Annotated in this window: 19 protein-coding genes; 11 read left to right on the top strand and 8 right to left on the bottom strand. The window is 70.7% G+C overall.

Going from position 1 to position 21,753, the window contains the following annotated elements; all coding sequences use genetic code 11:
- Window position 1 precedes the first annotated feature (1 nt).
- The gene (locus B7K22_RS03565; protein WP_084038402.1) at window positions 2–1,966 is read right to left on the bottom strand and encodes an ABC-F family ATP-binding cassette domain-containing protein; all 1,965 of its coding nucleotides are present in this window, start codon (window positions 1,964–1,966) and stop codon (window positions 2–4) included.
- A gap of 43 nt (window positions 1,967–2,009) precedes the next feature.
- Between B7K22_RS03565 and B7K22_RS03560 the strand changes: the two genes are divergently transcribed.
- Complete coding sequence (locus tag B7K22_RS03560) at window positions 2,010–2,693, top strand: glutamine amidotransferase (protein ID WP_084038400.1); 684 nt, start codon at window positions 2,010–2,012, stop codon at window positions 2,691–2,693.
- 32 nt (window positions 2,694–2,725) lie between these two features.
- Here B7K22_RS03560 and B7K22_RS03555 read toward each other — a convergent pair whose 3' ends face one another.
- The 3 genes from B7K22_RS03555 to pta form a co-directional block, all read right to left on the bottom strand.
- A complete protein-coding gene (locus tag B7K22_RS03555; RefSeq protein WP_084038398.1) occupies window positions 2,726–3,490 on the bottom strand; it encodes a hypothetical protein in 765 nt (254 codons plus the stop codon).
- A gap of 132 nt (window positions 3,491–3,622) precedes the next feature.
- Window positions 3,623–4,759 (bottom strand): acetate/propionate family kinase, encoded by a 1,137-nt coding sequence (locus B7K22_RS03550; RefSeq protein WP_084038396.1) that lies wholly within the window; start codon window positions 4,757–4,759, stop codon window positions 3,623–3,625.
- A gap of 3 nt (window positions 4,760–4,762) precedes the next feature.
- Entirely contained in the window at window positions 4,763–6,844 is a 2,082-nt protein-coding gene (gene pta, locus B7K22_RS03545) for a phosphate acetyltransferase (RefSeq protein WP_234983299.1), read from the bottom strand.
- A gap of 229 nt (window positions 6,845–7,073) precedes the next feature.
- On the opposite strand from pta, the gene B7K22_RS03540 reads away from it, so the two are divergent.
- The 5 genes from B7K22_RS03540 to guaA all read left to right on the top strand — a co-directional run bounded on the left by B7K22_RS03540 (window position 7,074) and on the right by guaA (window position 12,302).
- Window positions 7,074–8,204, top strand: coding sequence for a diguanylate cyclase (locus tag B7K22_RS03540; RefSeq protein WP_159448744.1), 1,131 nt, complete (start codon window positions 7,074–7,076; stop codon window positions 8,202–8,204).
- Window positions 8,205–8,326: 122 nt separating this feature from the next.
- A complete protein-coding gene (locus B7K22_RS03535) occupies window positions 8,327–9,517 on the top strand; it encodes a diguanylate cyclase (RefSeq protein ID WP_159448743.1) in 1,191 nt (396 codons plus the stop codon).
- A complete protein-coding gene (locus B7K22_RS03530; protein ID WP_084038390.1) occupies window positions 9,514–10,335 on the top strand; it encodes an SURF1 family cytochrome oxidase biogenesis protein in 822 nt (273 codons plus the stop codon). The genes B7K22_RS03535 and B7K22_RS03530 overlap by 4 nt, the downstream gene beginning before the upstream one ends.
- A complete protein-coding gene (locus B7K22_RS03525) occupies window positions 10,332–10,727 on the top strand; it encodes a DUF3817 domain-containing protein (RefSeq protein ID WP_234983298.1) in 396 nt (131 codons plus the stop codon). The genes B7K22_RS03530 and B7K22_RS03525 overlap by 4 nt, the downstream gene beginning before the upstream one ends.
- A 3-nt stretch (window positions 10,728–10,730) precedes the next feature.
- A complete protein-coding gene (gene guaA, locus B7K22_RS03520; protein WP_084038388.1) occupies window positions 10,731–12,302 on the top strand; it encodes a glutamine-hydrolyzing GMP synthase in 1,572 nt (523 codons plus the stop codon).
- A 121-nt stretch (window positions 12,303–12,423) separates the two neighbouring features.
- On the opposite strand, the gene B7K22_RS03515 is transcribed toward guaA, so the two are convergent.
- Complete coding sequence (locus B7K22_RS03515; protein WP_084038386.1) at window positions 12,424–13,491, bottom strand: hypothetical protein; 1,068 nt, start codon at window positions 13,489–13,491, stop codon at window positions 12,424–12,426.
- A 524-nt stretch (window positions 13,492–14,015) separates the two neighbouring features.
- Here B7K22_RS03515 and B7K22_RS03510 point away from each other — a divergent pair.
- Entirely contained in the window at window positions 14,016–15,422 is a 1,407-nt protein-coding gene (locus B7K22_RS03510; protein ID WP_144276219.1) for a stealth family protein, read from the top strand.
- 27 nt (window positions 15,423–15,449) lie between these two features.
- Here B7K22_RS03510 and B7K22_RS03505 read toward each other — a convergent pair whose 3' ends face one another.
- The 3 genes from B7K22_RS03505 to B7K22_RS03495 all read right to left on the bottom strand — a co-directional run bounded on the left by B7K22_RS03505 (window position 15,450) and on the right by B7K22_RS03495 (window position 18,479).
- Window positions 15,450–16,172 carry a hypothetical protein gene (locus B7K22_RS03505; RefSeq protein WP_144276218.1) on the bottom strand — a complete coding sequence of 241 codons (723 nt, stop codon included), beginning with the start codon at window positions 16,170–16,172 and terminating at the stop codon, window positions 15,450–15,452.
- Between the two features lie 97 nt (window positions 16,173–16,269).
- On the bottom strand, window positions 16,270–16,710 hold the full coding sequence (locus B7K22_RS03500; protein ID WP_144276217.1) for a hypothetical protein: 441 nt from the start codon (window positions 16,708–16,710) through the stop codon (window positions 16,270–16,272).
- Window positions 16,707–18,479, bottom strand: coding sequence for a PspC domain-containing protein (locus B7K22_RS03495; RefSeq protein ID WP_159448741.1), 1,773 nt, complete (start codon window positions 18,477–18,479; stop codon window positions 16,707–16,709). The genes B7K22_RS03500 and B7K22_RS03495 overlap by 4 nt, the downstream gene beginning before the upstream one ends.
- A gap of 195 nt (window positions 18,480–18,674) precedes the next feature.
- Between B7K22_RS03495 and B7K22_RS03490 the strand changes: the two genes are divergently transcribed.
- The 4 genes from B7K22_RS03490 (at window position 18,675) to B7K22_RS03475 (ending at window position 21,712) form a co-directional block, all read left to right on the top strand.
- Window positions 18,675–19,697 carry a sensor histidine kinase gene (locus B7K22_RS03490; protein ID WP_084038377.1) on the top strand — a complete coding sequence of 341 codons (1,023 nt, stop codon included), beginning with the start codon at window positions 18,675–18,677 and terminating at the stop codon, window positions 19,695–19,697.
- Window positions 19,694–20,344, top strand: coding sequence for a response regulator transcription factor (locus tag B7K22_RS03485; protein WP_084038375.1), 651 nt, complete (start codon window positions 19,694–19,696; stop codon window positions 20,342–20,344). The genes B7K22_RS03490 and B7K22_RS03485 overlap by 4 nt, the downstream gene beginning before the upstream one ends.
- A gap of 265 nt (window positions 20,345–20,609) precedes the next feature.
- On the top strand, window positions 20,610–21,143 hold the full coding sequence (locus B7K22_RS03480) for a hypothetical protein (protein WP_084038373.1): 534 nt from the start codon (window positions 20,610–20,612) through the stop codon (window positions 21,141–21,143).
- A gap of 95 nt (window positions 21,144–21,238) precedes the next feature.
- Window positions 21,239–21,712 (top strand): hypothetical protein, encoded by a 474-nt coding sequence (locus B7K22_RS03475; RefSeq protein ID WP_144276216.1) that lies wholly within the window; start codon window positions 21,239–21,241, stop codon window positions 21,710–21,712.
- The last annotated feature ends 41 nt before the right edge of the window (window positions 21,713–21,753 follow it).

The following is a 21,753-nucleotide window of genomic DNA, read 5'->3' as shown; positions in this document are numbered from 1 at the left end:
CTCAGCCGAGCCGCTCGCCCAGCTCGAGCCACCGCTCCTCGAGCTCGGAGATCTCCGCGGCGAGCTCGCGCAGGCGATCGTTGAGCTGGGCCAGGCCCTCGTAGTCGCCCGCGTCGTGGGTCGCCATATCCTCGTGGATGGCGGCGGTGTCCAGCTCGATGCGCTGCATGCGCCTCTCCACGCTGGCGAGCTCCTTCTCCAGGGAGCGCCGCTCGGCGCCTGAGAGGCCCGGTGCGGCGGGCGCGGACCCTGACCGTGCATCGGCTGTGCGGGCAGCCCCGGCCTCGCTGCCGACACTCCCGAACATTTCCGAGCCCGACACCCGGCGACCACTCGCGGAACCGGGCGACGGTCCCGGCGTGCCAGCGCGCGAAGGTTCGGCACTGTTGGGGGAGGCGGAGGTCGATGCGGTGGCCGCGTTCGTGCCGAACGTCCCCAGGCCGCCGGTTCCGGTGCGACGCTCGCGCGAGAGTCGAACGTACTCGTCGACCCCGCCGGGCAGGTGGCGGATCCCGCCGTCGAGGACGGCGAACTGCTGGTCGGTGACGCGCTCCATCAGGTACCGATCGTGGCTGACGACGATGAGCGTTCCGGGCCACGAGTCCAGCAGGTCCTCCATGGCCGCAAGGATGTCCGTGTCCAGGTCGTTGGTGGGCTCGTCGAGCACCAGCACGTTGGGCTCGCTCAGCAGCACCAGCAGCAGCTGCAGCCGCCGCCGTTGACCGCCTGACAGCCGGCCCACCTGGGTCTTCAGCTGCGCGCTCGTGAAGCCCAGCCGTTCGAGGAGCTGCGTGGGAGTCATCTCCGAGCCGTCGGCGAGCTCGATGGAGCGGAAGCGCTTGACCACGCCCGACACGCGTTCGCCCGCATGCTCGTCGAGCTCCGCGAGCTGCTGGCTGAGCTGGGCGACGCGCACGGTCATGCCCGTCTTGACGCGCCCGCTCGTGGGCGCCTGGTCGCCGGTGATGAGGCGCAGCAGCGTCGACTTGCCGGCGCCGTTCTCACCCAGGATGCCGAACCTGTCGCCAGGGCCGATGTTCCAGTCGACGTCGGTCAGCGTGTCCTCGGAGGCGCCCGGGTAGCGCACCGAGCAGCGGATCAGCTCGACCACGTCCTTGCCCAGGCGCGCCGTCGCCATGCGCGCGAGCTGGACCTGATCGCGCACGGGAGGGACGTCGGCGATGAGCGCGTTCGCGGCGTCGATGCGGAACTTGGGCTTCGAGGTCCGTGCCGGGGCGCCGCGCTGGAGCCATGCGAGCTCCTTGCGCAGGAGGTTCTGGCGCCTGGCCTCGGTGGCTGCGGCGATGCGGTCGCGCTCGACGCGCTGCAGCACGTACGCGGCGTACCCGCCCTCGTACTGCTCGACGCCGCCGTCGACGACCTCCCAGGTTCGCTGGGTGACGGCGTCGAGGAACCAGCGATCGTGGGTGACGACCGCGAGCGCGCCGCGCCCGCGCGCCCAGCGTCGCCCCAGGTGCTCCGCGAGCCAGGCGACGCCCTCGACGTCGAGGTGGTTGGTGGGCTCGTCGAGGAAGACCACGTCGTGGTCGTCGACGAGCACATGCGCGAGCGCGACGCGGCGCTGCTGGCCTCCCGAGAGGTCGTGCACGATGGCGTCCGCATCGAGGTCGGGGACCAGGCCTGACATCACGTCGCGGATGCGCGGGTCGGAGGCCCACTCGTGGTCGTCGGCGTCGCCCACGATGGCCTCGCGCACGGTGAGCGTGCCGTCCACGTGGTCGGACTGGTCGAGGACGCCGATGCGCGTGCCCCGCGACACGGTCACACGGCCCTCGTGGGGGGCAAGGCGGCCGGCGAGGATCTTCATCAGGCTCGACTTGCCGGCGCCGTTGGCGCCCACGATGCCGATGCGGTCGCCGTCCTCGAGCCCTATCGTCACCTCGTCGAGGACGGTGCCGGTGCCGAAGTCGAGGTGGACGCCTTGGGCGCCGAGCAGATGTGCCACCCATCAAGGGTAGTCGCGGGCACCCGGCGCTAGGCTCGCCGCCATGAGATGCGTCGCGGTGCGCCATGTGGCCTTCGAAGACCTGGGAGTGTGGGAGGCGGAGATCGCCGCGCACGGCTACGAGGTGGCGTACCTCGACGCGGGCGTCGACGACCTCGCGCCGCTCGTCGACGCGGATCTCGCGGTGATGCTGGGCGGCCCCATCGGGGTCGGCGACGTCGAGGCCTATCCCATCCTCGCCACGGAGATGCTCCTGCTGCGTGAGCGCGTCGACGCCGGCCGCCCGACGGTGGGGGTGTGCCTGGGCGCGCAGCTCATCGCGGCCGCGATGGGAGGCTCGGTGGCGCCGGGCGTGCCGGAGATCGGCTGGGGGCGCGTCGACCTGGCCGAGGCGGCCGAACGCACCCCGCTCGCGCGGCTCGAGGGCGCTCCGATCCTCCACTGGCACGGAGACGCGATCACGCCGCCGCCCGGCGCGACGGTGCTGGCGTCGACGCCAGCGACGCCGTGCCAGGCCTTCACGGTGGGCTCGGCACTCGCACTGCAGTTTCACGCCGAGGCAGACGGCGAGCGTATCGAGCAGTGGCTCATCGGTCACTCGGTCGAGCTCGCGGCGCGCGGGGTCGACGCGGCAGGGCTGCGCGCACGCACGGCTGAGGTTGCGGATGAGGCGGCCGCCGCGGGTGTGCTGCTCATCAGGGACTGGCTGCGCGCTCTCCAGTCCTGACAACCAGCGGGAGGGGCCAATGGCGGAAGGGGTCAGCGGTGGGACTGTGCGCGGTCCGTGGCCAGCGCAGGGTTCCAGCTGTCCGGCGCGCGCACCACGATCAGGGGCCACAGTGCGCCGTCCGACGCGATGTTCGCGGCGGCGTCCGCCTTGAGGTTCGCGATCTCGTCGAGGACGTCCTCCATGAGGCCCGCGAGGTTGCGGTGGACCGCGAGGGGGTCGTCGCCCATCGACGAGACGTCCACGGTGTACGTCGAGTAGCCGTTGGCGCGCAGCAGATCCTCGCGCTCCCACGCCTCGTCCTCCGACTCGTCCTCGGCGGCGTACACGAACGGAACGATGGCGCCGTGGGAACCGGGCCTCAGCAGCGCCGCAGAGTGGTCGTCGAAGGTGTCGATCGCGACGAACTGCGCCTCGGTGACGACGGCGCAGGCCAGCAGGTGCCTGTCCTCCTTGATCGCGGCGATCGCCGCGGCCAAAGTGGACGCCGAGCCGACGTGGGCGACATCGATGCACTCGGGGCCGTACTTGTCTCCTGGGATGAGGTCGGACATGGGCGTGAATCCGTGGCCGGTCACCTCACAGGAGCCCGCGCCGAAGTAGCGCGCGTGCAGGCGGCGCTTGTGTGCGGCCCGATCGAGGTGCAGCAGGGCGAGCGTGTGCAGAGGGCAGCGGCTCCAGGCGCACTGCGCGACAGGCGAGGCGAGGCCGTCGCGCCAACGCCGGTCCATGGCGCTCAGGAAGGAGTCATCCGGCTCTCGCGTCAAGTGCGCGGTCCAGGTGGTCACGTCGATCACGGGGGATATCTGCCTTGCCTGTTGATCCTGCTGAGGAGCGATCAGGCAAGAGTAGGGTGTGCGTTATCGCACACGGGAACCCGTTTATGTGGCATTTGTCACACAGGGGGCAATCCCCGCGAACGTGACGACTCAGGACACCGCTGCGATCGACTGAAGGGCGATCTCCCGCTCCTCGTCGGTGGGGACCACCCATACCTGCACCCTCGAAGAGTCTGCGCTGATGAGTGCGGGCTCCTGCTTGCGACCGTCGTTGCGATCCTCGTCGATGACGATGCCGAGCGCCTCGAGTCCCGCGAGGGCGTGCAGCCGCACGCGGTGGTCGTTCTCGCCGACGCCGGCCGTGAACGTGACGGCATCCAGGGCGCCCATCTGGGCGAAGTACTGGCCCACATACCCGCGGATGCGGCGGCAGTACACCTCGAGCCCGAGCTCCGCCTCGCGTGAGCCCTGCTCCGCGGCCTTCCAGACGTCCCGCATGTCCGAGTAGCCCGTGAGCCCCAGCATGCCCGACTGCCGGTTGAGGAGCGCATCGACCTCGTCGATGCTCATGCCGGCCGTCCGAGCGAGGTGGAGCGTCACGGCCGGGTCGATGTCGCCGGAGCGCGTGCCCATCACGAGGCCCTCGAGCGGGGTGAGGCCCATCGAGGTGTCGACGGAGACGCCGCCCTTGATGGCCGCGGCCGATGCGCCGTTGCCCAGGTGCAGCACCACGAGCGAGAGGTCCGAGGAGCTGCGGCCCATGAGTCGCGCCGTCTCGCGCGCGACATAGCTGTGCGAGGTGCCGTGGAACCCGTAGCGCCTCACGCCGTGCTCCTGGGCCACCCGCCGGTCGATCGCATAGGTGTAGGCGGCCTCGGGCAGCGTCGCGTGGAAGGCCGTGTCGAAGATGGCGACGTGAGGAAGGTGCGGGAAAGCGTCGCGAGCGGCGCTGATACCCGCAAGGTTGGGCGGGTTGTGCAGCGGCGCCAGGGTCGCGAGCAGCGCGATCTGCCGCTCGACGTCGTCGTCGATGATGGTGGGGGCGGAGAACTCGGCGCCGCCCTGGACCACCCGGTGACCGACCACCGTCAGCGCGTCGAGGTCCACTCCCGAGTCGGCCGCCGACAGCGACCCGATGATCTCCTTGATCGCCTCGGAATGCTGGCTCACGCGCTCGACCAGGCCGGATGCGAGCGGCTCGTCCCGGGTGGTGTCGACCACCTGGTACTTGATCGAGCTCGAGCCGCAGTTGAGGACCAGGGCGATGCCCGTGTAGGTGACGGTCACGTGCTATTCCTCCTGAGCGTCCAGGCCCCGCGCCTGGATCGCCGTGATGGCGACGGTGTTGACGATGTCCTGCACGAGCGCTCCGCGCGAGAGGTCGTTGACCGGCTTGTTGAGGCCCTGGAGGACCGGCCCGACTGCGACCGCGCCGGCCGAGCGCTGCACGGCCTTGTAGGTGTTGTTGCCGGTGTTGAGGTCGGGGAAGACGAGCACGGTCGCCTGGCCAGCGACGGGAGAGTCGGGCGCTTTCGAGCGGGCGACCGACGGCTCGACGGCCGCGTCGTACTGCATGGGCCCATCGACCAGCAGGTCGGGGCGGCGCTCGCGGACCAGCCGGGTCGCCTCTCTGACCTTGTCGACGTCGGAGCCGGAGCCGGACTCGCCGGTCGAGTACGACAGCATCGCCACGCGCGGCTCGATGTGGAACTGCTGGGCCGTGTCCGCCGAGGAGATGGCGATGTCCGCGAGCTGCTCGGCCGTGGGGTCGGGGTTGACCGCGCAGTCGCCGTAGACGAGCACGCGGTCCGCCAGGCACATGAAGAACACCGAGGAGACGATCGACGTGCCCGGCGCGGTCCTGATGATCTGGAACGACGGGGTGATGGTGTGCGCCGTCGTGTGGGCGGCGCCTGACACCATGCCGTCGGCGAGACCGAGCTGCACCATCATCGTGCCGAAGTAGCTCACGTCCTGCACGCGATCGCGCGCCGCGTCGATGGTCGCGCCCTTGTGCTTGCGCATCTCGTAGTACTTCGTGGCGAAGCGCTCCACGAGCTCGGGATCGTGGGGAGACACCACGGTGGCGGCGTCCAGGTCGAGCCCCAGCTCAGCAACGCGGCTGCGGACGGTGGCCTCGGTCCCGAGGATCGTGAGGTCGCAGACGTCTCGCGTGAGCAGGGTCGACGCGGCGCGCAGGATCCGGTCGTCCTCGCCCTCGGGCAGCACGATGCGCTGTCGCGAGCCGCGTGCGCGGTCGATGAGGTCGTACTCGAACATCAGCGGAGTGATGACGTCGGTGCGCGCGAGATCCAGCACCTTCGAGAGTCCTTCGGTGTCGACGTGGCGATCGAACATGGCCAGCGCGAGGTCCACCTTGAGCTGGGACTCGCGCGACAGCCGACCGCGCGTCGCCCACGCGCGGCGAGCGGTGCCGAACGTCCCGTGGTCGGTCGCGATGATCGGCAGTGCCGAGCCCAGCCCCTCGACCAGCCGGGCGACCGGCTCGGGCGTGGCGAAGCCGCCGTTGAGGATGATGCCGGCGAGGGAGGGATAGCTGTCGGACGCGTGAGCGGACATCAGCGTCACGAGCGCGTCCGCCCGGTCGCCGGGGGTGATCACCACCGCGCCCTCGACCAGGTGCTCGAGAAGGTGCTCGGGCGTCATCGCGCCGATGAGCACCGCGCGCACCTCGCGCGAGAGCATCGCCTCATCGCCGGCGACGAGCCGGCCGTCCACGGCGCCCATGAGCGCGGACAGCAGGGGAGCGACGAGGATGGGGTCCTCGGGCAGCGCCCCCATGCCGATCCCGTCGGGAAGCACCGCTCGCACCGCGTCCAGCTGAGCCGGGTCGCAGCGATTGGCGAACACGGCCGCGACTCGCGCGTGGCTGTCCTCCAGCTCTGCGCGCGACTGCTCGACCACGCGGGCGATCTCCTCCGGAGTGCGGCCGCGGCCGTGCACCACCAGCGCGACCGGCGAGCCGAGGTTCGCGGCGATCCTGGCGTTGAACTCGAACTCCGCCGCGCCGGAGACGTCGGTGTAGTCGGTGCCGACGATCACGACCGCATCGGCCTTGGCCGCGACCTGGTGGAAGCGCGTGACGATGGTGGCGAGCGCGCGCTCGGGGTCGTCATGGACGTCCTCGTACGTGACGCCCACTGCCTCCTCGTAGGTCAGGTCGACGGCGTCGTGGCCCAGCAGCAGGTCGAGGACGTAGTCCGAGCCGTCCGCGACTCGCGCGACGGGCCGGAACACGCCTACGCGCCCGCCGGTGCGGGCCAGCAGGTTGGTGATCCCGAGCGCGACGGTGGACTTGCCGCTGTCGCCCTCGGCTGACGCGATGTAGATGCTCCGTGCCACGCTGCCCATCCTTCCATGGGCCTGACGTGGGCGCCCGTGACGACGGTCCTGCGCGGTGAGGGGCCCGGGATGCCCCGCGCGCAGGCGGCGGAGCATGTGCAGCGCGCCACAGTCGATTCCGCGGCGGGCGGCGCGGGCCTAGACTCAGATGACTCCCGCGCGAAGGGAGCCGTACCAGGGGGGATGCGTTGGCGACGCGTGCCCGCTGCGCGGCCATCCGACGAACCAAGGCGGCGCCATGACGAAGACCCGTGCTCGCGGGCCGGTGTCGCGCGCCGTCACGGGGGTGCTCAACGCAGGCGTCACGCCCCTCAACCGCATGCGCGCTCGGTCCGTCATGGGCGCCAACCGGTTCTTCCTGCTGGCGGCGCTGATCTCGCTTCCGTGGGTGCCCTTCGTCGCGCTCGCGGACCCTCCCACGACCGTCGCCCCCGCGCTCACGCACCTCGCGATGATCTGCGTGTGGGTGATCTGCATCGAGCTCAACCGTCGCCAGCTGTACCTCAGCGCCGCAACGGGTGGACTCCTCGTCCCCATCGCGCAGTTCACCTACCTCGCCTCGGTGTTCTCCGTCGATGCCGGGTTCCAGCTGCCGCTGCTGACGGTGGGGGCTCTCGCGTTCGTGTTCTACGCGCCACGCGAGTGGCCCGGGGCGGCGGCGATGACCGCGCTCGCCACCGCTGCGCTGGTGTGGACGTACGGGAGCCGCCCGTTCGAGGACGGGTCTGCCGATGTCACGCAGGAGCAGGTGCGCACCTTCGCGATCGCCAACGTCGGGCTCGTCGTGCTGATCGTGTCGATCCTCGCGTGGTTCAACACCTACTTCTTCATGCGTGAGCGCCTGCGCAACGAGCGACTGCTCGCGGACGCGGAGGTGGCCGCGCGCACGGACTCGCTCACCGAGGTGTTCAATCGCCGCGGGGTGGCTCCTGTGCTCACGCAGGCGGCACGCGACGGCGAGCACTGCGTCGCGCTCGCGGACCTCGACCGCTTCAAGCGCATCAATGATCGGCTGGGTCACGGCGCCGGCGACGTGGTGCTGTCCCACGTGGCCCGCACCCTCGCGGAGGCCGTCGAAGGGCGCGGGACGGTGGCGCGCTGGGGAGGCGAGGAGTTCCTGGTGGTGCTGCCGGGGATGACGCTCGCGGAAGGCGTGGAGTGCATGGAGGGCGCACGGCGGGCGCTGGAGGCCGAGTTCGCGGACGCATCGGTGCTCGAGCCGGTGACCATGTCCGTGGGCGTCGCCCATGCGGTGCAGCACACGGGCAAGGACGAGGTCCTGCGGGTCGCGGACGCCATGCTCTACGAGGCGAAGGCCTCCGGTCGCAACCTCGTCGTGGGCTCGTCGCTGGGAGAGGCCGTCCAGTAGCGCCGATGCGCGAGCGGGCCTTGCCCTGGAGAGGCCGCCGCTCGCTGAGTAGGGTGGAGTCTCGGCCGGGGGCCGTGATCCGCTTCAGGCGGGCACGGGGGCCGTGCGGAGGGAGACCAAGGGTGGACCAGGGGGACCGCGCGCGAGCGCGCCAGTTGAGCGACGTCGTGGACCGCATGCTCGATCGCAAGGTGGGGCGGCTGGGCGGCGCTGCTGGCCGGGCTGTGTCGACCACCCACGCGTTCGCTGTGTTCGGGCTGATCGTGACGCTGTCGTACTCGGCGTTCTTCATGACGTTCGACTTCACCGGCTTCTCGAGCCTCGTGGCGCTCAACTCGGGCTTCGCGATCGGCTACGTCGCGATCGTGCTGCTCGCCCGGCTGGGGCGTCAGCTGACGGCGGCGCTCGTGCTGCTGTCGATGGTGATCGGACAGCTCCTCATCGCGACCGCATGGGTGGGGTGGGAGGCGGGCCTCCACCTCTACCTGCTGCTCGCCGGACAGCTGGTGTTCCTCATCCTCACGGAGCGGCAGCGCGCGCTGAGGTGGGTGTTCGCCGCACTCGCGCTCGCAGCGTTCCTGTACGCGCAGCTCCGTATGCCCTCGTCAGGCGCGGAGGTCGAGCTGCCGGAGCTCGTTCTCAACGCGATGCTGTCCGTGAACGCGGTGCTGGTCGCCGGCACGCTGTTCGTGCTCGCGGCCTACAGTCACTTCCGCGCCGAGCAGGCGCGATCGGAGGCGGCCGAGAGCGCGGCCCGCGCCGAGTACCTCGCCAACACGGATGCGCTCACGGGGCTCGCGACACGCCGGCCGGTGATGGAGCGGCTCGAGGTCCTGAGCGGATCGGCGCACGAGCCGTTCTGCCTGGCGATCGCGGATCTCGACCGATTCAAGCTCATCAACGACGAGTTCGGGCACGACTGCGGCGATGCGGTGCTCGCAGCCGTCGGTGCGCGACTCCGCGGCGCGCTGAGGGTGAGCGATTCTGTGGGACGCTGGGGCGGTGAGGAGTTCATCTTCGTGTTGCCGGGAGCGAGCATGTCCGATGCGCGCATCATGATGGAGCGGGTGCGGTCGCGCGTGGGCTCATCGCCGGTGGTGCATGACGGCCGAGAGCACTACGTCACGGTGTCGATCGGTCTCACGGAAGGCGACGCCTCTGGCACCCCGCACCACGCGATCCTGCGTGCCGACGAGGCGCTGTATCGCGCCAAGGACGCGGGACGCGACCGCGTCGTCTCGCTCGAGCGCGCGGCGACCGGCACGCACGGGACGACGTCCGCCGCCGCTCCTGCGAGCCGTTCCGCTCGATGACGCCTCCGCGCGACCAGGGTCCTCCCGAGCGCGCCGCCGGACGGATCCGCTGGGGTCACGTGATTCCCGCCGCCGTCCTCGTGCTGGGCGCCCTGGCGGTGTGCGGCGCGCTGGGGATGTGGCAGTGGAACCGCGCGTCCGAGCAGGGCGAGGTGCGCCAGCCGGACCCGCCGGTCGCGATCGCCGAGGTCGCCGCTCCAGCGACGACCGCTGACACGGCGATCGGACGCGACGTGTGGGCCGACGGCGCGTGGGCCGATGCCGACGTCGCGCTCGTGCCCGGCCGCGAGGTCGACGGTGCGGAGGCCGTGATGGTGGTGCGCGCGTTCGCGGTGAGCGCGGATGCCACAGGCACGGGCGAGCCCGCGACTCTCCCCGTGGTCGTCGGCTGGCTCGCGCCCGAGGACGTCGCCGGATTCGACACCTCGGCTCCAGAGACGACCCGGATCGACGGGGTGATGCGCTCGGCGGAGGGCGCCGCGCCCGCACAGGACCCCGACCTGCAGGCGCCGCAGGGCGCGTTCTGGGCCGACAGGCTGTCGCCAGCGGTGCTCGCGCAGCACTGGGAGAGCCCGCTGTACTCGGCTCTGCTCACCGCGCACGAGCCCGGTCCCGGCCTGCGCGTGCTGCCGGAGCCTGAGGCCGAGCGGTCTCTCGACTTCCGCTCGCTGACGTACGCGATCGAGTGGTGGCTGTTCGGGGCGTTCTTCGTGTTCGTGGGCATGCGCTGGATACGGGACAATGGACGCGCGCGCCCGCAGGCCCCGCCTGCGTCGCCAGCCGAGTCGCCCGCCTCACAGCCCGGAGAAGCCACGTGACGGAACCCGAGACCGCACCCGACGCGAACGCCACCTCGGCGGACGCGGCCTCCCCGACCCGCGCATCGGCCGTCACCGCAGGTGCGCTGACGCGCTACCGCGCGATGGCGATCGTCACCGGCGTCATGCTGATCCTCGTTTTCCTCGGTCTGCTGTCGTACACCCCGCTCTTCGAGCGCACCGAGGACGTCGATCACTGGCTCGGCGTCCTGTCGCAGGTGCACGGGTTCATCTACGTGATCTACCTGGTGACCGTGATGCAGCTGTGGCTGCAGGCGCGCTGGGGCTACGGCCGCCTCGCGACCATGTTCTTCGGCGGCATCGTGCCGCTGCTGTCGTTCTTCATCGAGCACCGGGTGACGCGCGAGGTGCGCGCCGCTCAGGAGGGCTGAACCGTGACCCAGACCCAGCACCGGCCGGTCCTGGTCGTCGACTGCGGCGCCCAGTACGCGCAGCTGATCGCGCGACGCGTGCGAGAGGCGGCCGTGTACTCGGAGATCGTGCCGCACTCGATGAGCGCGGCTGACATGCTCGCGAAGGATCCTGCCGCCGTGATCCTGTCCGGAGGCCCCTCCTCGGTCTACGCGGACGGCGCGCCCACGATCGATCCCGCGCTGTTCGAGGCCGGCGTGCCGGTGATGGGCATCTGCTACGGCTTCCAGGCGATGGCGCAGGCGCTCGGCGGGACGGTCGCGCAGACGGGACGGCGCGAGTACGGCCGGACCCAGGCGACGGTCGGTGCGCCCGGCCAGTCGCTCGCGGGCAGCCCCGCCGTGCAGGAGGTGTGGATGAGCCACGGCGATGCCGTGCAGGCCGCGCCTCCCGGCTTCGAGGTGCTCGCGACCACCGAGGGCGCGCCCGTCGCGGCCTTCGAGGACCTCGAGCGGCGCATGTGCGGCGTGCAGTGGCATCCCGAGGTCAAGCACTCGCCGCTGGGTCAGGCCGCGATCGAGAACTTCCTCTACAACGTCGCGGGCCTTCAGCCCGACTGGACCAGCGAGAACGTGATCGAGGAGCAGGTCGAGCGGATCCGTGCCCAGGTCGGTGACAAGCGCGTCATCTGCGCGCTCTCGGGTGGCGTCGACTCCGCTGTCGCCGCCGCGATCGTGCAGAAGGCCGTGGGCGATCAGCTCACGTGCATCCACGTCGATCACGGCCTCATGCGTGCGGGCGAGGTCGAGCAGATCGAGAAGGACTTCGTCGCGTCGACCGGCGTGCGCCTCATCATCCGCGACGAGAAGGAGCGGTTCCTCACTGCGCTCGCTGGCGTGAGCGACCCCGAGGAGAAGCGCAAGATCATCGGCCGCGAGTTCATCCGCGTGTTCGAGGACTCCGCGCGTCAGGTGGTCGAGGAGGCGGGCGCCCACGGCGAGGATGTCGAGTTCCTCGTGCAGGGCACGCTGTACCCCGACGTCGTGGAGTCAGGCGGCGGCGAGGGCGCCGCGAACATCAAGAGCCACCACAACGTGGGCGGCCTGCCCGACGACCTGCAGTTCTCTCTGGTCGAGCCGTTGCGCACGCTGTTCAAGGATGAGGTCCGCGCCGTGGGCCGTGAGCTGGGCATCCCCGAGGAGATCGTCGGCCGCCAGCCGTTCCCCGGCCCTGGGCTCGGCATCCGCATCATCGGCGAGGTCACCTGGGAGCGGCTCGAGATCCTGCGCAGAGCGGACGCGATCGCGCGCGAGGAGCTGACCCGCGCGGGACTCGACCAGGAGATCTGGCAGTGCCCGGTGGTGCTGCTCGCGGACGTTCGGTCCGTGGGCGTGCAAGGGGACGGCCGCACCTACGGCCACCCGGTGGTGCTGCGTCCCGTGTCCTCCGAGGACGCGATGACCGCCGACTGGTCGCGCCTGCCGTACGACGTGCTCGCGCACATCTCGAATCGCATCACGAACGAGGTGTCCGAGGTGAACCGGGTGGTGCTCGACGTCACGAGCAAGCCGCCGGGCACCATCGAGTGGGAGTGACGGGGCCTACCGCCACCCGCCCCGCCACGCCGGCCCGCCAGACCGCGTGACGGGCGAGCAGCGCATCGCCCAGTGCTGACGGATCAGCACTGGGCGGCTCAGCGGTGACATGCGAGAGGCGTCAGATGCCCCAGTAGGCGTCCTTGGCGACCACGCGGTAGGTGCCGTTGCTCCACTCGAACTCCACGTTGACCCACCCGTACGCGGAATCCGTGGGCCAGGAGACGTCAGCCGCCAAGGTGCCATTGCCGTGATGCTGGTACACCACGGTCCCCGACGTGCCAAACGTCTTGCGCACGTCGGTGATCGACATACCCATGGTGACCTTCGCGTACTCGGACTGGGTCGCTGTGTCAGCGGTCGGCACGGGGTCGAACGTCCAGAGCGCGGACTTGGTCGTGGCCCGGTACGTGCCTTGGGACCATTCGAACTCGACATCGACCCAACCGTCCGCGTCCTCAGTAGGCCAGGACACGGCGGCGTAGACGGTGCTGCTGTCCTGGTAGTGCGCGGTGACGGTGCCCGCGGTGCCGAACGTCTTGCGCACGTCGGCGATGGACGTGCCCAGCGGCACCTTGTCGTACTCGGCCTTGGTGGCCTTGTTCGCGGTATCGACGATGTCCGAGCCCCAGTAGGCGAGCTTGCTGATCACGCGGTAGGTGCCGTTGGACCACTTGAAGTCGACATCCACCGATCCGTACTCGTCCTCGACTGGCCAGGAGAGGTCGGCGTAGATGCTGGACTTCGACTGGTACTGAGCGGTGACCGTGCCGGCGGTTCCGAACTTCTTGCGGACGTCGGCGATCGACATGCCGATCTTGACCGCGTCGTACTCGGACTTCACGGCCTTGTTGGCGGTCCGCTCGGCGTCGCGGTCCCAGTACACGTGCTTGCTCGTCACCACCCACGTGCCGTTCTTGGCGACGAAGTTGAGGGTCACGGTCCCGTAGTCCCCGTAGACCGTGTCCCACGCGCGGGTCTGAGTCTTGGACGTGCCGCTGGTGCGGCTCGAGGTCTGGGTTCCGAGCGAGTCGAACACAGAGTTGACGTAGCCGAGCGTGTGCCCGACCTTGACGAGGTCGAACTCCGCCTTGTCCACGGCTGCCGTCTTGTCGGCTGCGGCGGGACCGGCGATGCCGAAGGTGGCGAGAGACGCGACGGCGACGACGGTCAGTGCCTTCCGGATCATGGTGCTCCTTGGAGATGAAGGGAGAGCGGAAGTTGCCGCCTCAGCAATGGACGACGTCCGTCCTGGCGCGATTGTGGCGCAACGCGGTCACAGCGGCGTAGCGGGAGTGCCATAGATCACAGGGCCGGGCGACCTTGCGCAATCGCACCCACGGCCCGTCACTGCTCTCTCGTCTCCCGAACGCGCCTCCGTCCGCGGCGCGTGGGGCAGGACCGCTCGGCAGGCACGTAGGATCGTCACGTTCCCACCCGGCAGCTGTCCACTAAGTCGTCGGGCGCGACGCATGCAGGGTGTTCGCGGGCGCGTAGGCGCCACTGTTGCTTGACCGAGAGAGGAATCGCTCCGTGAGACGACTCATGCGGCGTGTACGCGCGGCCGTGGCGGGGCGTCTGTCAGCGACTCTCCTGATCCGGTACCTCGATCTCAAGTGGTCTCGGAGCCGGGCGCGGGAGGCCCGCGCAGCATGGATACCCGCGCAGCGCGGGCACTCCTCCGGGCAGGTCGTCCGCGACAACCTCGCGCGCGTGCGAACGGCGCTCGACGAGCAGGGAGTGCGTCACCTCCTCCTGCCGGCGAAGGACGAGTTCTCCCCGAAGCTCGTCGTCAGCGCGTCGGATGCGATGGCGGTCCGCCGTGCGCTCGCGGGCCTGTCGTCCACCGATGGATGGTCCGTGACCTTCCGAGAGACGAGCCAGCGCGCGGGCGGTGACAGCTCGGACTTCCTCGTCGCGAAGGCGTGGAGGAACATCGACGGACCGGAGCGCCGGTTGACGTCCAAGCGCGAGACGGTGCGGATCCTCGCCTTCGCCGAGCTGGAGGCCGGCACCCCGCGCGTCGATGGCGAGACCTTCGAACGGGGCACGCTCCACCGTCGCACATCCCAGCCGGCGACGCCGTTCGCGTACTTCGAGCCGCGCGAATGGGAGTCGTACGCGGGCGACTCTCGGGCGACGCCCGACCTGCCGCCCCTGATCGATGCGGTGGTGGATCCCATCGACGTCGTCTACACCTGGGTCGATGGCAGCGATCCGCACTGGCTCGAGCGCAAGGCCCGCAAGACCGGATCGATCCAGACCGAGGGCTACAACGACGCGGCGGACGTGGCGTCCAGGTTCGCCAACCGGGACGAGCTGCGGTACTCGCTGCGATCCCTCGAGATGCACGTGCCATGGGTGCGGCACGTCTACATCGTCACGGACCGTCAGCGACCCTCGTGGCTCGTCGAGGACCACCCGCGGGTCACCGTGATCGACCATGAGGAGATCTTCACCGATCCCTCCGTCCTGCCGGTGTTCAACTCGCACGCGATCGAGTCGCAGCTGCACCACATCCCGGGCCTGAGCGACCGCTACCTCTACCTGAACGACGACATCATGTTCGGCCGCCCGGTATCGCCGACGCTCTTCTTCGGCCCAGGCGGGGTCACCAAGTTCTTCCGGTCCAACGCGGTGCTGGACATCGCGCCGCCGTCGCCGCGCGACCTTCCTGTCCTCTCGGCCGCCAAGAACAACCGCCAGCTGATCGCCGATGCGTTTTGCGTCACCGTTGCGAACAAGTTCAAGCACACGCCCCATCCGCAGCGCAAGGATGTGCTCGAGGAGCTGGAGGCGAGCCTGCCGGCGGTGTTCGCGAGCACGAGCCGATCCTCGCTCCGCCACCCGTGGGACATCTCCATCGCGTCTGCGCTGCACCACTACTGGGCCTACGCGTCGGGCCGCGCGCACGAGGGCGAGATCCGCTACTCCTACATCGACCTCGCGCGCCGCGACGTCGACCTCTGGTTGGCGCGGCTGCGCCACAACCGCAAGGTGGATGTGTTCTGTCTCAACGAGACGAACGCGTCGCCCGAGCAGTCCGCCCACCTCGACCGCGTGGTCCCTGCCTTCCTCGAGACCATGTTCCCTGTGCCCAGCACCTTCGAGCGCGAGTAGGTCCGCTCCACCTGCGGGCCGCCGTGGTCAGGCGATCTCGGAGTCCTCGAGGACCGCGTGCAGGATCGGGACGTCCTCGCCGTCGAGGTAGGCGTCGACGTCCACGTTGTGCGGTCGTGCCAGGATCCAGATGTCGCCATGGCGCGCATACAGCTCGTGGATCACGCCGCCCTGCTCGTCGTCAGGCGCGACATGGACGGTCGGCACGTCGCCGGCGATCACCTCTGCCTCGGCTCCGTAGGACTCGGCGAGGAGGTCAGCGAGCTCCTGAGCCTCGCGAGGCACCTCACCCACGGGGGAGTCGCCGCCGACGGCGTAGGTCTCTACCTGCACCCACACTGAGTCTCGATAGGCGTCGGAGCCGGGCTCCGACAGGTCGAAGGGTCGCGACGCGTCCACGAGCACGGCGTACGGCAGGGTGCCGTCGCCATAGGTGCCCTCGTACTGCCAATCGTCTGGAAGCGGCACACGGATCGTGGCCACCGCCGTGCCGAGGGCGGCGATGCCCTCGGCGTCCTGGGCGTCGGCTGTCGAGTCTCCGTCGGAGCCGACGTCGACCGATGGCTCCGACGTGGACGAGGTCGGTGGCTCGGTGGCCTGGGACCAGGCGACGACATCAGAGGGCGTGGGCGTGGCGTCTGGCTGCGCGCCCTCGTCTCCCGAGCAGCCCGCGAGCATCAGGGCTGCGAGCACCGGGGCTGCGAGCACAGGGGTTGCGAGCACCGGGGCGTTCCATCGGGATGAGGTCACGGTTCACTCCATGGGTCCGGTCGGTCGGTCACCGAGTCCAACGCGGGCCCGGCCGGCAGCCTTCCCGCATGGTCCCTTGTCGCGCGGTCGTCCGTTGTCAGCGTGCGGCGCGACCACCGTTCCGGCCATCAGCATCGGTCTCCCGCTCGGGCTCCAGATCGTCGGCGGGTACCGCGGGCTCCCGCGAGCCATCCTGCGATCCCGAGTCCTGCTCAGAGTCCACCGCGCCGTCCGCTGCGACCGTCTCAAGGTCGCCCGCGGTCGAGGACGGCTGGTCGGTCGGCTTGACGGTGGTCTCCTCGACGACTGGCGCCGTCGCGGCGGCCGCCTCGCGCTTGCGACCGAGCCCCGATACGGCTGCGGACAGCAGCATCCAGCCGCCCACCGCTGCCAGGAGGATGATGGCGGCGAGCTCGAGGTCGATCTCGTAGCCCGAGTAGGCGACGATCGACAGGATGCCGGCGCCGATCACGAGCAGGCCCCATAGAGCTGCGGAGATGCGCCTTCCTGCGCGACGCCGTGGTGCTGCAGTGGTCACTGGACGACCTCCTCGAGGTAGATGACGGCGCCATCGCGGCCCGAGAGGGTCAGGACGGGCTGATCGGCGTTGGAAGCACGGAGCACGGTGCTCGGATCCGCGCCGGTGGGCTCGCCCCACTCGTCGAGAGCCGCCTCGCTCCAGTCGTAACAGCTCACGTCGCGGTCCTCCCAGATCACGGTGGTCTCGCCTGAGCCGAGGATCTCGATGCTGGTCCCGGCCGGGAAGGCGACGCGGGTCGCGGTGGCCGTCAGTTCCAGGTCGGTGTCGGCCGCGATCTCACCGATGCGAACGGTGGCGCTGTCCTCGCCCCAGAGCGAGACCTCCTCCCACGTCTGCGCGACGATGGGGGTGGTGCACGCGCCTGCGGCGATGATGGTCGAGTAGTCGGAGCTCAGCGCGGAGCCGAGGTCGACGGGCGTGGTCTCCGGCTCGTCGGGCCCGACCGCTGTGACCTCGGGGTCCGACACCTCGCCGTACATGACCGTGTCGCCCTGCCACCAGTCGCCTCTGCCATCGAACCCGTCGCGGATCTCGCCCGCATTGCTGGCGAACAGGACGCTCAGGAGCACTGCCGGGATGGTGAGGAACCCCAGGAAGCCCAGACGCCGACCCGTCAGCGCGACGATCACCATGATCGCGCCCAGGCCGATCGTCACGCATGCTCCCCATGCGAGCGGCGCCGGGACCGCGAGCTGTCCGGAGCGTCCGATCCCGAAGACCACGGCCGCCGAGACCAGCATCACGCCCAGGAAGGCGATCCAGGCCGCCTTGCCCGGCCCGGGGACGCGCGGCGCGCGAGGCTGCGCTGGGCGAGCGGCCGCGGAAGGTGGTGGGGGAGCGTGATGAGGCGGCGTGGGGGGCGTCTCGTGGCTCGGCCAGCCGCCCGAGGGCGCGTGCGCCCACGCCGCGGCGCTCGCGGCGCCGGCTGCCGCTCCTCGAGAAGGAGCCACACCTGCTCGGGCATCGCCGGGAAGCAGGGCGGGCTCCCATGGCTGGGGAGCGCTGGCGACCGGGATCGCCGCCGTCAGGGGCGACGATGCGGTCGCCGGCTCGTCCGTGACGTCGCGTCCTGGCGCGGGGGCCGCAGTCGGGTCCGTGGACTCGCCTGGGGTCGCGCCGTCGGGATCCTGGCCGGCGACGCCATCGCCGGTGGGCGACGCCGGGGCGGCCGGGCCGGCAGGGGCTGCTGCCCCGCCGGGCGTCGCGGCCGGAGGAGTGGTGGGCGCACCGCCGGCGTGGGGGCCACCCGTGCCGGGCGGCTCAGCGCTGCGCGACCGGCGGACGAGCACGAAGATCAGCGCGGCGAGTCCTCCGAGGATGGCGAGGGTGAACCCCACGGCCATCAGCGTCCCGACGGCCTCGAGCGGCCCATTGACGCTGATGTCGTCCCACGGGAACGGGTCGCCGCCCCACCCGAGGGGGAAGGGCCCGCTGTTGAGGGCGCCCACGCCGAACAAGGTCAGCACCGCGATGCCCAGGAGCGCCCCCACGTTGGTGACGCCACGGCCAAAGTTCTGGATGATGATGGTGCCCCGGCGGTCGGGCAGCAGTCCCCACGCCGCGGCGTAGCCGAGCATGACGACACCGGGCAGCAGGATCCATGCGAGGACGACGAGCAGCCGAGCGGGCACTCGTGCCATACCGATGCGCTGGCCGAGTCCCTCCACCACGCCGCCGACCACGCCGTTGTCGCCGCGGGTCAGGCCCCAGCTGCGAATCGAGGTGAAGAACGCGGCCTCCTTCTGAGGCTGCGGGGTCTCGCTCATGTGTCTCTCCATCGGCCGTGCCGTTACGGGTACGGACGCCAGGTGGGGCGCCGCGCTGGTATCAGTGTCGGCATCGGCCACGGGGTCGCGCTATGAGGTATCACCCTGATCGCGCCCCTGAACTTCGTGCGGGAGCACCCCTGAGACGAGCCGATGCGCGCTCCTGTCCCGGTGCTGCTGTGTGACGATTGCTCCATGACCAGCCAGACCAGGGGCCCGATCGCGCGCCCGCTCGAGCGCCGTCGCTCGGCGCCCGTGATCTGGCAGGTGCTCGTGGGCGCGGCTCTTCTCACGGTAGCCGGCGCGCTCGCGGTCGACCGGTGGGGCACCGAGGAGCTCGCGCCCTGGGTGATTCCACTGGTGATCTATCTCGCGGGGCTGGGGCTGGTCTGGAGCCCGCTCGACGGCGCGTTCGGGCAGGATGCGCGCCGGCTCGACGTCGCCGGCATCTTCCGGCGGGACGCGTGGCTGCGGCTGCTGGTGGGCCTCGCGCTGGGGGTGGGCGCCCTGTGGTGGTTCGCCGCATGGGACTACACCGAGACGATGGTGGTGCGCGCCATCGTGACGCCCATCGTCGTGGCGGTGGGCGCTGCGCTGCTGCTCGCGCCGTGGTGGCTGCGTCTGATCCGCCAGGTGGGCATCGAGCGCGAGGAGCGCATCCGCGAGTACGAGCGAGCGGACATCGCCGCACACCTGCACGACTCCGTGCTGCAGACCCTCACGCTGATTCGCGCGCGGGCCGATGACCCCGACGCCGTCGCCCGGCTCGCTCGCGCGCAGGAGCGCGACCTGCGCTCCTACCTGTATCAGGACCGGCCGAGCGTCGAGGAGTCCGTGGCGCAGGCGTTGAAGGACGCGGTCGCCGAGGTCGAGGACACGCACGGTGTCGCGATCGAGGTGGTGTGCGTGGGCGACGCGCCCACCGACGAGCGACTGTGGGCGGCGGTCCACGCGTCCCGAGAGGCGGTCGCGAATGCCGCACGGCACGCCGAGGGCCCGATCAGCGTGTACGCCGAGGTCGCCGGCAGCACGTACGAGGTGTTCGTGCGCGACGGCGGCCCAGGCTTCGACCCCGGCGCCGTCCCGAGCGATCGCCTCGGGATCCGCCATTCGATCATGGGGAGGGTGGAGCGTCACGGCGGCAGCGCAGAGCTGCGCAGCTCCCCTGGCTCACGCACCGAGGTGACCATTCAGATGCCGACGGGAGGCGCGCGATGAGCGTGACAGTGGTGATCGTGGACGACCACGATGTGATCAGGGTAGGCGTGCGTGAATCGCTCGACGACGACATCGACGTGGTGGGTGAGGCCCGCGACGTCGAGTCCGCCGTCGCGGAGATCCTCGACACGCGGCCGCAGGTGGTGATCCTCGATGTGCACCTGCCCGGCGGCGAGGGCGGCGGTGCGCTCGACGTCCTCGCTGAGCTGAAGGGCCGGATCGACGGCACGAAGGTTCTCGCCCTGTCCGTGTCAGACTCGGCTGAGGACGTCGTGTCCGTGATTCGCGCCGGTGCGCGCGGCTACGTCACCAAGTCGATCTCGGGTCCCGATCTGTCGGATGCGGTGAGGCGGGTCGCATCGGGCGACGCCGTGTTCTCGCCGCGCCTGGCCGGCTTCGTGCTCGACGCCTTCGGGGCGGCGGGAGGTGAGGTCGCAGCTGCGGACGAGGACCTCGACAAGCTGACGGCGCGCGAGCAGGAGGTCATGCGCCTCATCGCGCGCGGGTACACCTATCGCGAGGTGGGCGAGAAGCTGTTCATCTCGATCAAGACGGTCGAGACGCACGTGGGCAAGGTGCTGCACAAGCTGCAGCTCACCAACCGGCACGAGCTCGCCCACTGGGCGGCCCAGCGCCGCATCGTCTAGCCCACGGCGCCCGGGCGGTCGCCGAGAGCCGTGGCGGTGGCCGAGCGTCCGTGGTCGTCCTGATGCTCGACCGCACGACGGCCGGGGCGCATCGTTCCGGTACTGTGCCTCTTGGCAGCCGCCGAGTGCGCCACTCGAGGGCCGCCTGAGCGCATCGTCCGCGCCCAAGCCAGCACGTGCATCGGCCCTCCCCAGCGGCTGAACACTCGATGAACCCCCGGTTCTCCGCGTGCCGGAATCACGGTGTTTGTGTAGAACAGGAGCTATGAGCGTGCCTTTCGCGGAGCGCAGCAGGTCCCGTCGGCTTCGCGCGGAGCTGCCGAAGGTGGAGGCGGAGCCGACCGCTCGACGCGCCTACCGAGCGATGCTCGACGGGCAGATCGCGCCCGTGCTGGAGTCCTGGGGGCTGACGCGCGAGGACGACGCCTTCGCCTACCCGAGCTCGGTGTGGCACCTGGGCGTGGGATTCGCTCCGCTCGCGTGGGGAACCGTGGGCTCGTTGCGGTTCGACGTCCACGTGCTCGCCGTGCCGCGCGAGGCCTGGGCGCAGTGGCGCGAGGCGGAGCCGGCATTGCCGGACGCGCCCGATCCCACCATCTACTGGCCACAGGACGTGGCCGCTGTCGGCGGCCTGCGCGCTCGCCTGCGCGAGATGCTCGGCGACGGCACCGATGTGAAGTGGGCCGTGCGCGCCGACGAGGACCCGACCCGGCTGGCCGCCGAGATCCTCGCGGGCGTCCAGCGCCACGTCCTCCCGGCCTTCGCCGGCCGCTCGGAGGTGCCGCGACTGGCGTCCTGACCTGCCCACTTGTCAGACGGCCGAAGTGGAGTACTTTGGTGCTCCAGGAGCGGGTGCCAAGGGCGCGCCCGGATGGCATGAGCACGATGGCAGGCGTGGCGGTCCGCCACGAGGAGGACGCGCGCCTGCGCGCCCTCGCGTTCTGGGTGGGACACCATCAGGCGCACGAGCCGGCCCCGCGGATCGGGCCGGCTCCAGCGGTCAGGTCGCGCGCCGCGGTCACCGCCGTGGGAGTCGTGGCGTCCGAGGCCCTGGGAGCGTCGCCGGAGGATCGGGCCGCGCGCGCCGCGGCACGCGACCAGCGCATCGGCGAGCTGGCGGCGATGGTTCCCCAGCTCAAGGTCATGGCGAGCGACTCCCGGCCGGCCGTTCGGGCGACCGTCGCGCGCTGCTTCGGCATCCTCGCCACGGCGGGGCGCGCCCCGGCGGATCGCGAGGTGTGGCGGATGCTGCTGGGTCTGGCCAAGTACGACGAGGACGCGGCAGTTCGCACCGCCGCGGATGCGGCCCTGGCCGCGCTCGAGCGGCACGGCGCAGTGGCCGTGACCGTGGCGGCCCAGGCCTCCTGACGCGACGGGGAGAGGTCGGCCAGCGTCGGTCCCAGCGCCTA

It is taken from the genome of Demequina sp. NBRC 110053 (assembly GCF_002090095.1).
Lineage (GTDB): Bacteria > Actinomycetota > Actinomycetes > Actinomycetales > Demequinaceae > Demequina.
Note: the sequence above shows the minus strand (reverse complement) of the source record. Positions and strands in the feature narration are given on the sequence as shown.

Coding starts and splice junctions, on each gene's coding strand:
- B7K22_RS03560 (WP_084038400.1), top strand. CDS start 2,010: ATGAGATGCGTCGCGGTGCGCCATGTGGCCTTCGAAGACCTGGGAGTG.
- pta (WP_234983299.1), bottom strand. CDS start 6,844: ATGGGCAGCGTGGCACGGAGCATCTACATCGCGTCAGCCGAGGGCGAC.
- B7K22_RS03540 (WP_159448744.1), top strand. CDS start 7,074: ATGACGAAGACCCGTGCTCGCGGGCCGGTGTCGCGCGCCGTCACGGGG.
- B7K22_RS03530 (WP_084038390.1), top strand. CDS start 9,514: ATGACGCCTCCGCGCGACCAGGGTCCTCCCGAGCGCGCCGCCGGACGG.
- B7K22_RS03515 (WP_084038386.1), bottom strand. CDS start 13,491: ATGATCCGGAAGGCACTGACCGTCGTCGCCGTCGCGTCTCTCGCCACC.
- B7K22_RS03495 (WP_159448741.1), bottom strand. CDS start 18,479: ATGAGCGAGACCCCGCAGCCTCAGAAGGAGGCCGCGTTCTTCACCTCG.
- B7K22_RS03490 (WP_084038377.1), top strand. CDS start 18,675: ATGACCAGCCAGACCAGGGGCCCGATCGCGCGCCCGCTCGAGCGCCGT.
- B7K22_RS03485 (WP_084038375.1), top strand. CDS start 19,694: ATGAGCGTGACAGTGGTGATCGTGGACGACCACGATGTGATCAGGGTA.
- B7K22_RS03480 (WP_084038373.1), top strand. CDS start 20,610: ATGAGCGTGCCTTTCGCGGAGCGCAGCAGGTCCCGTCGGCTTCGCGCG.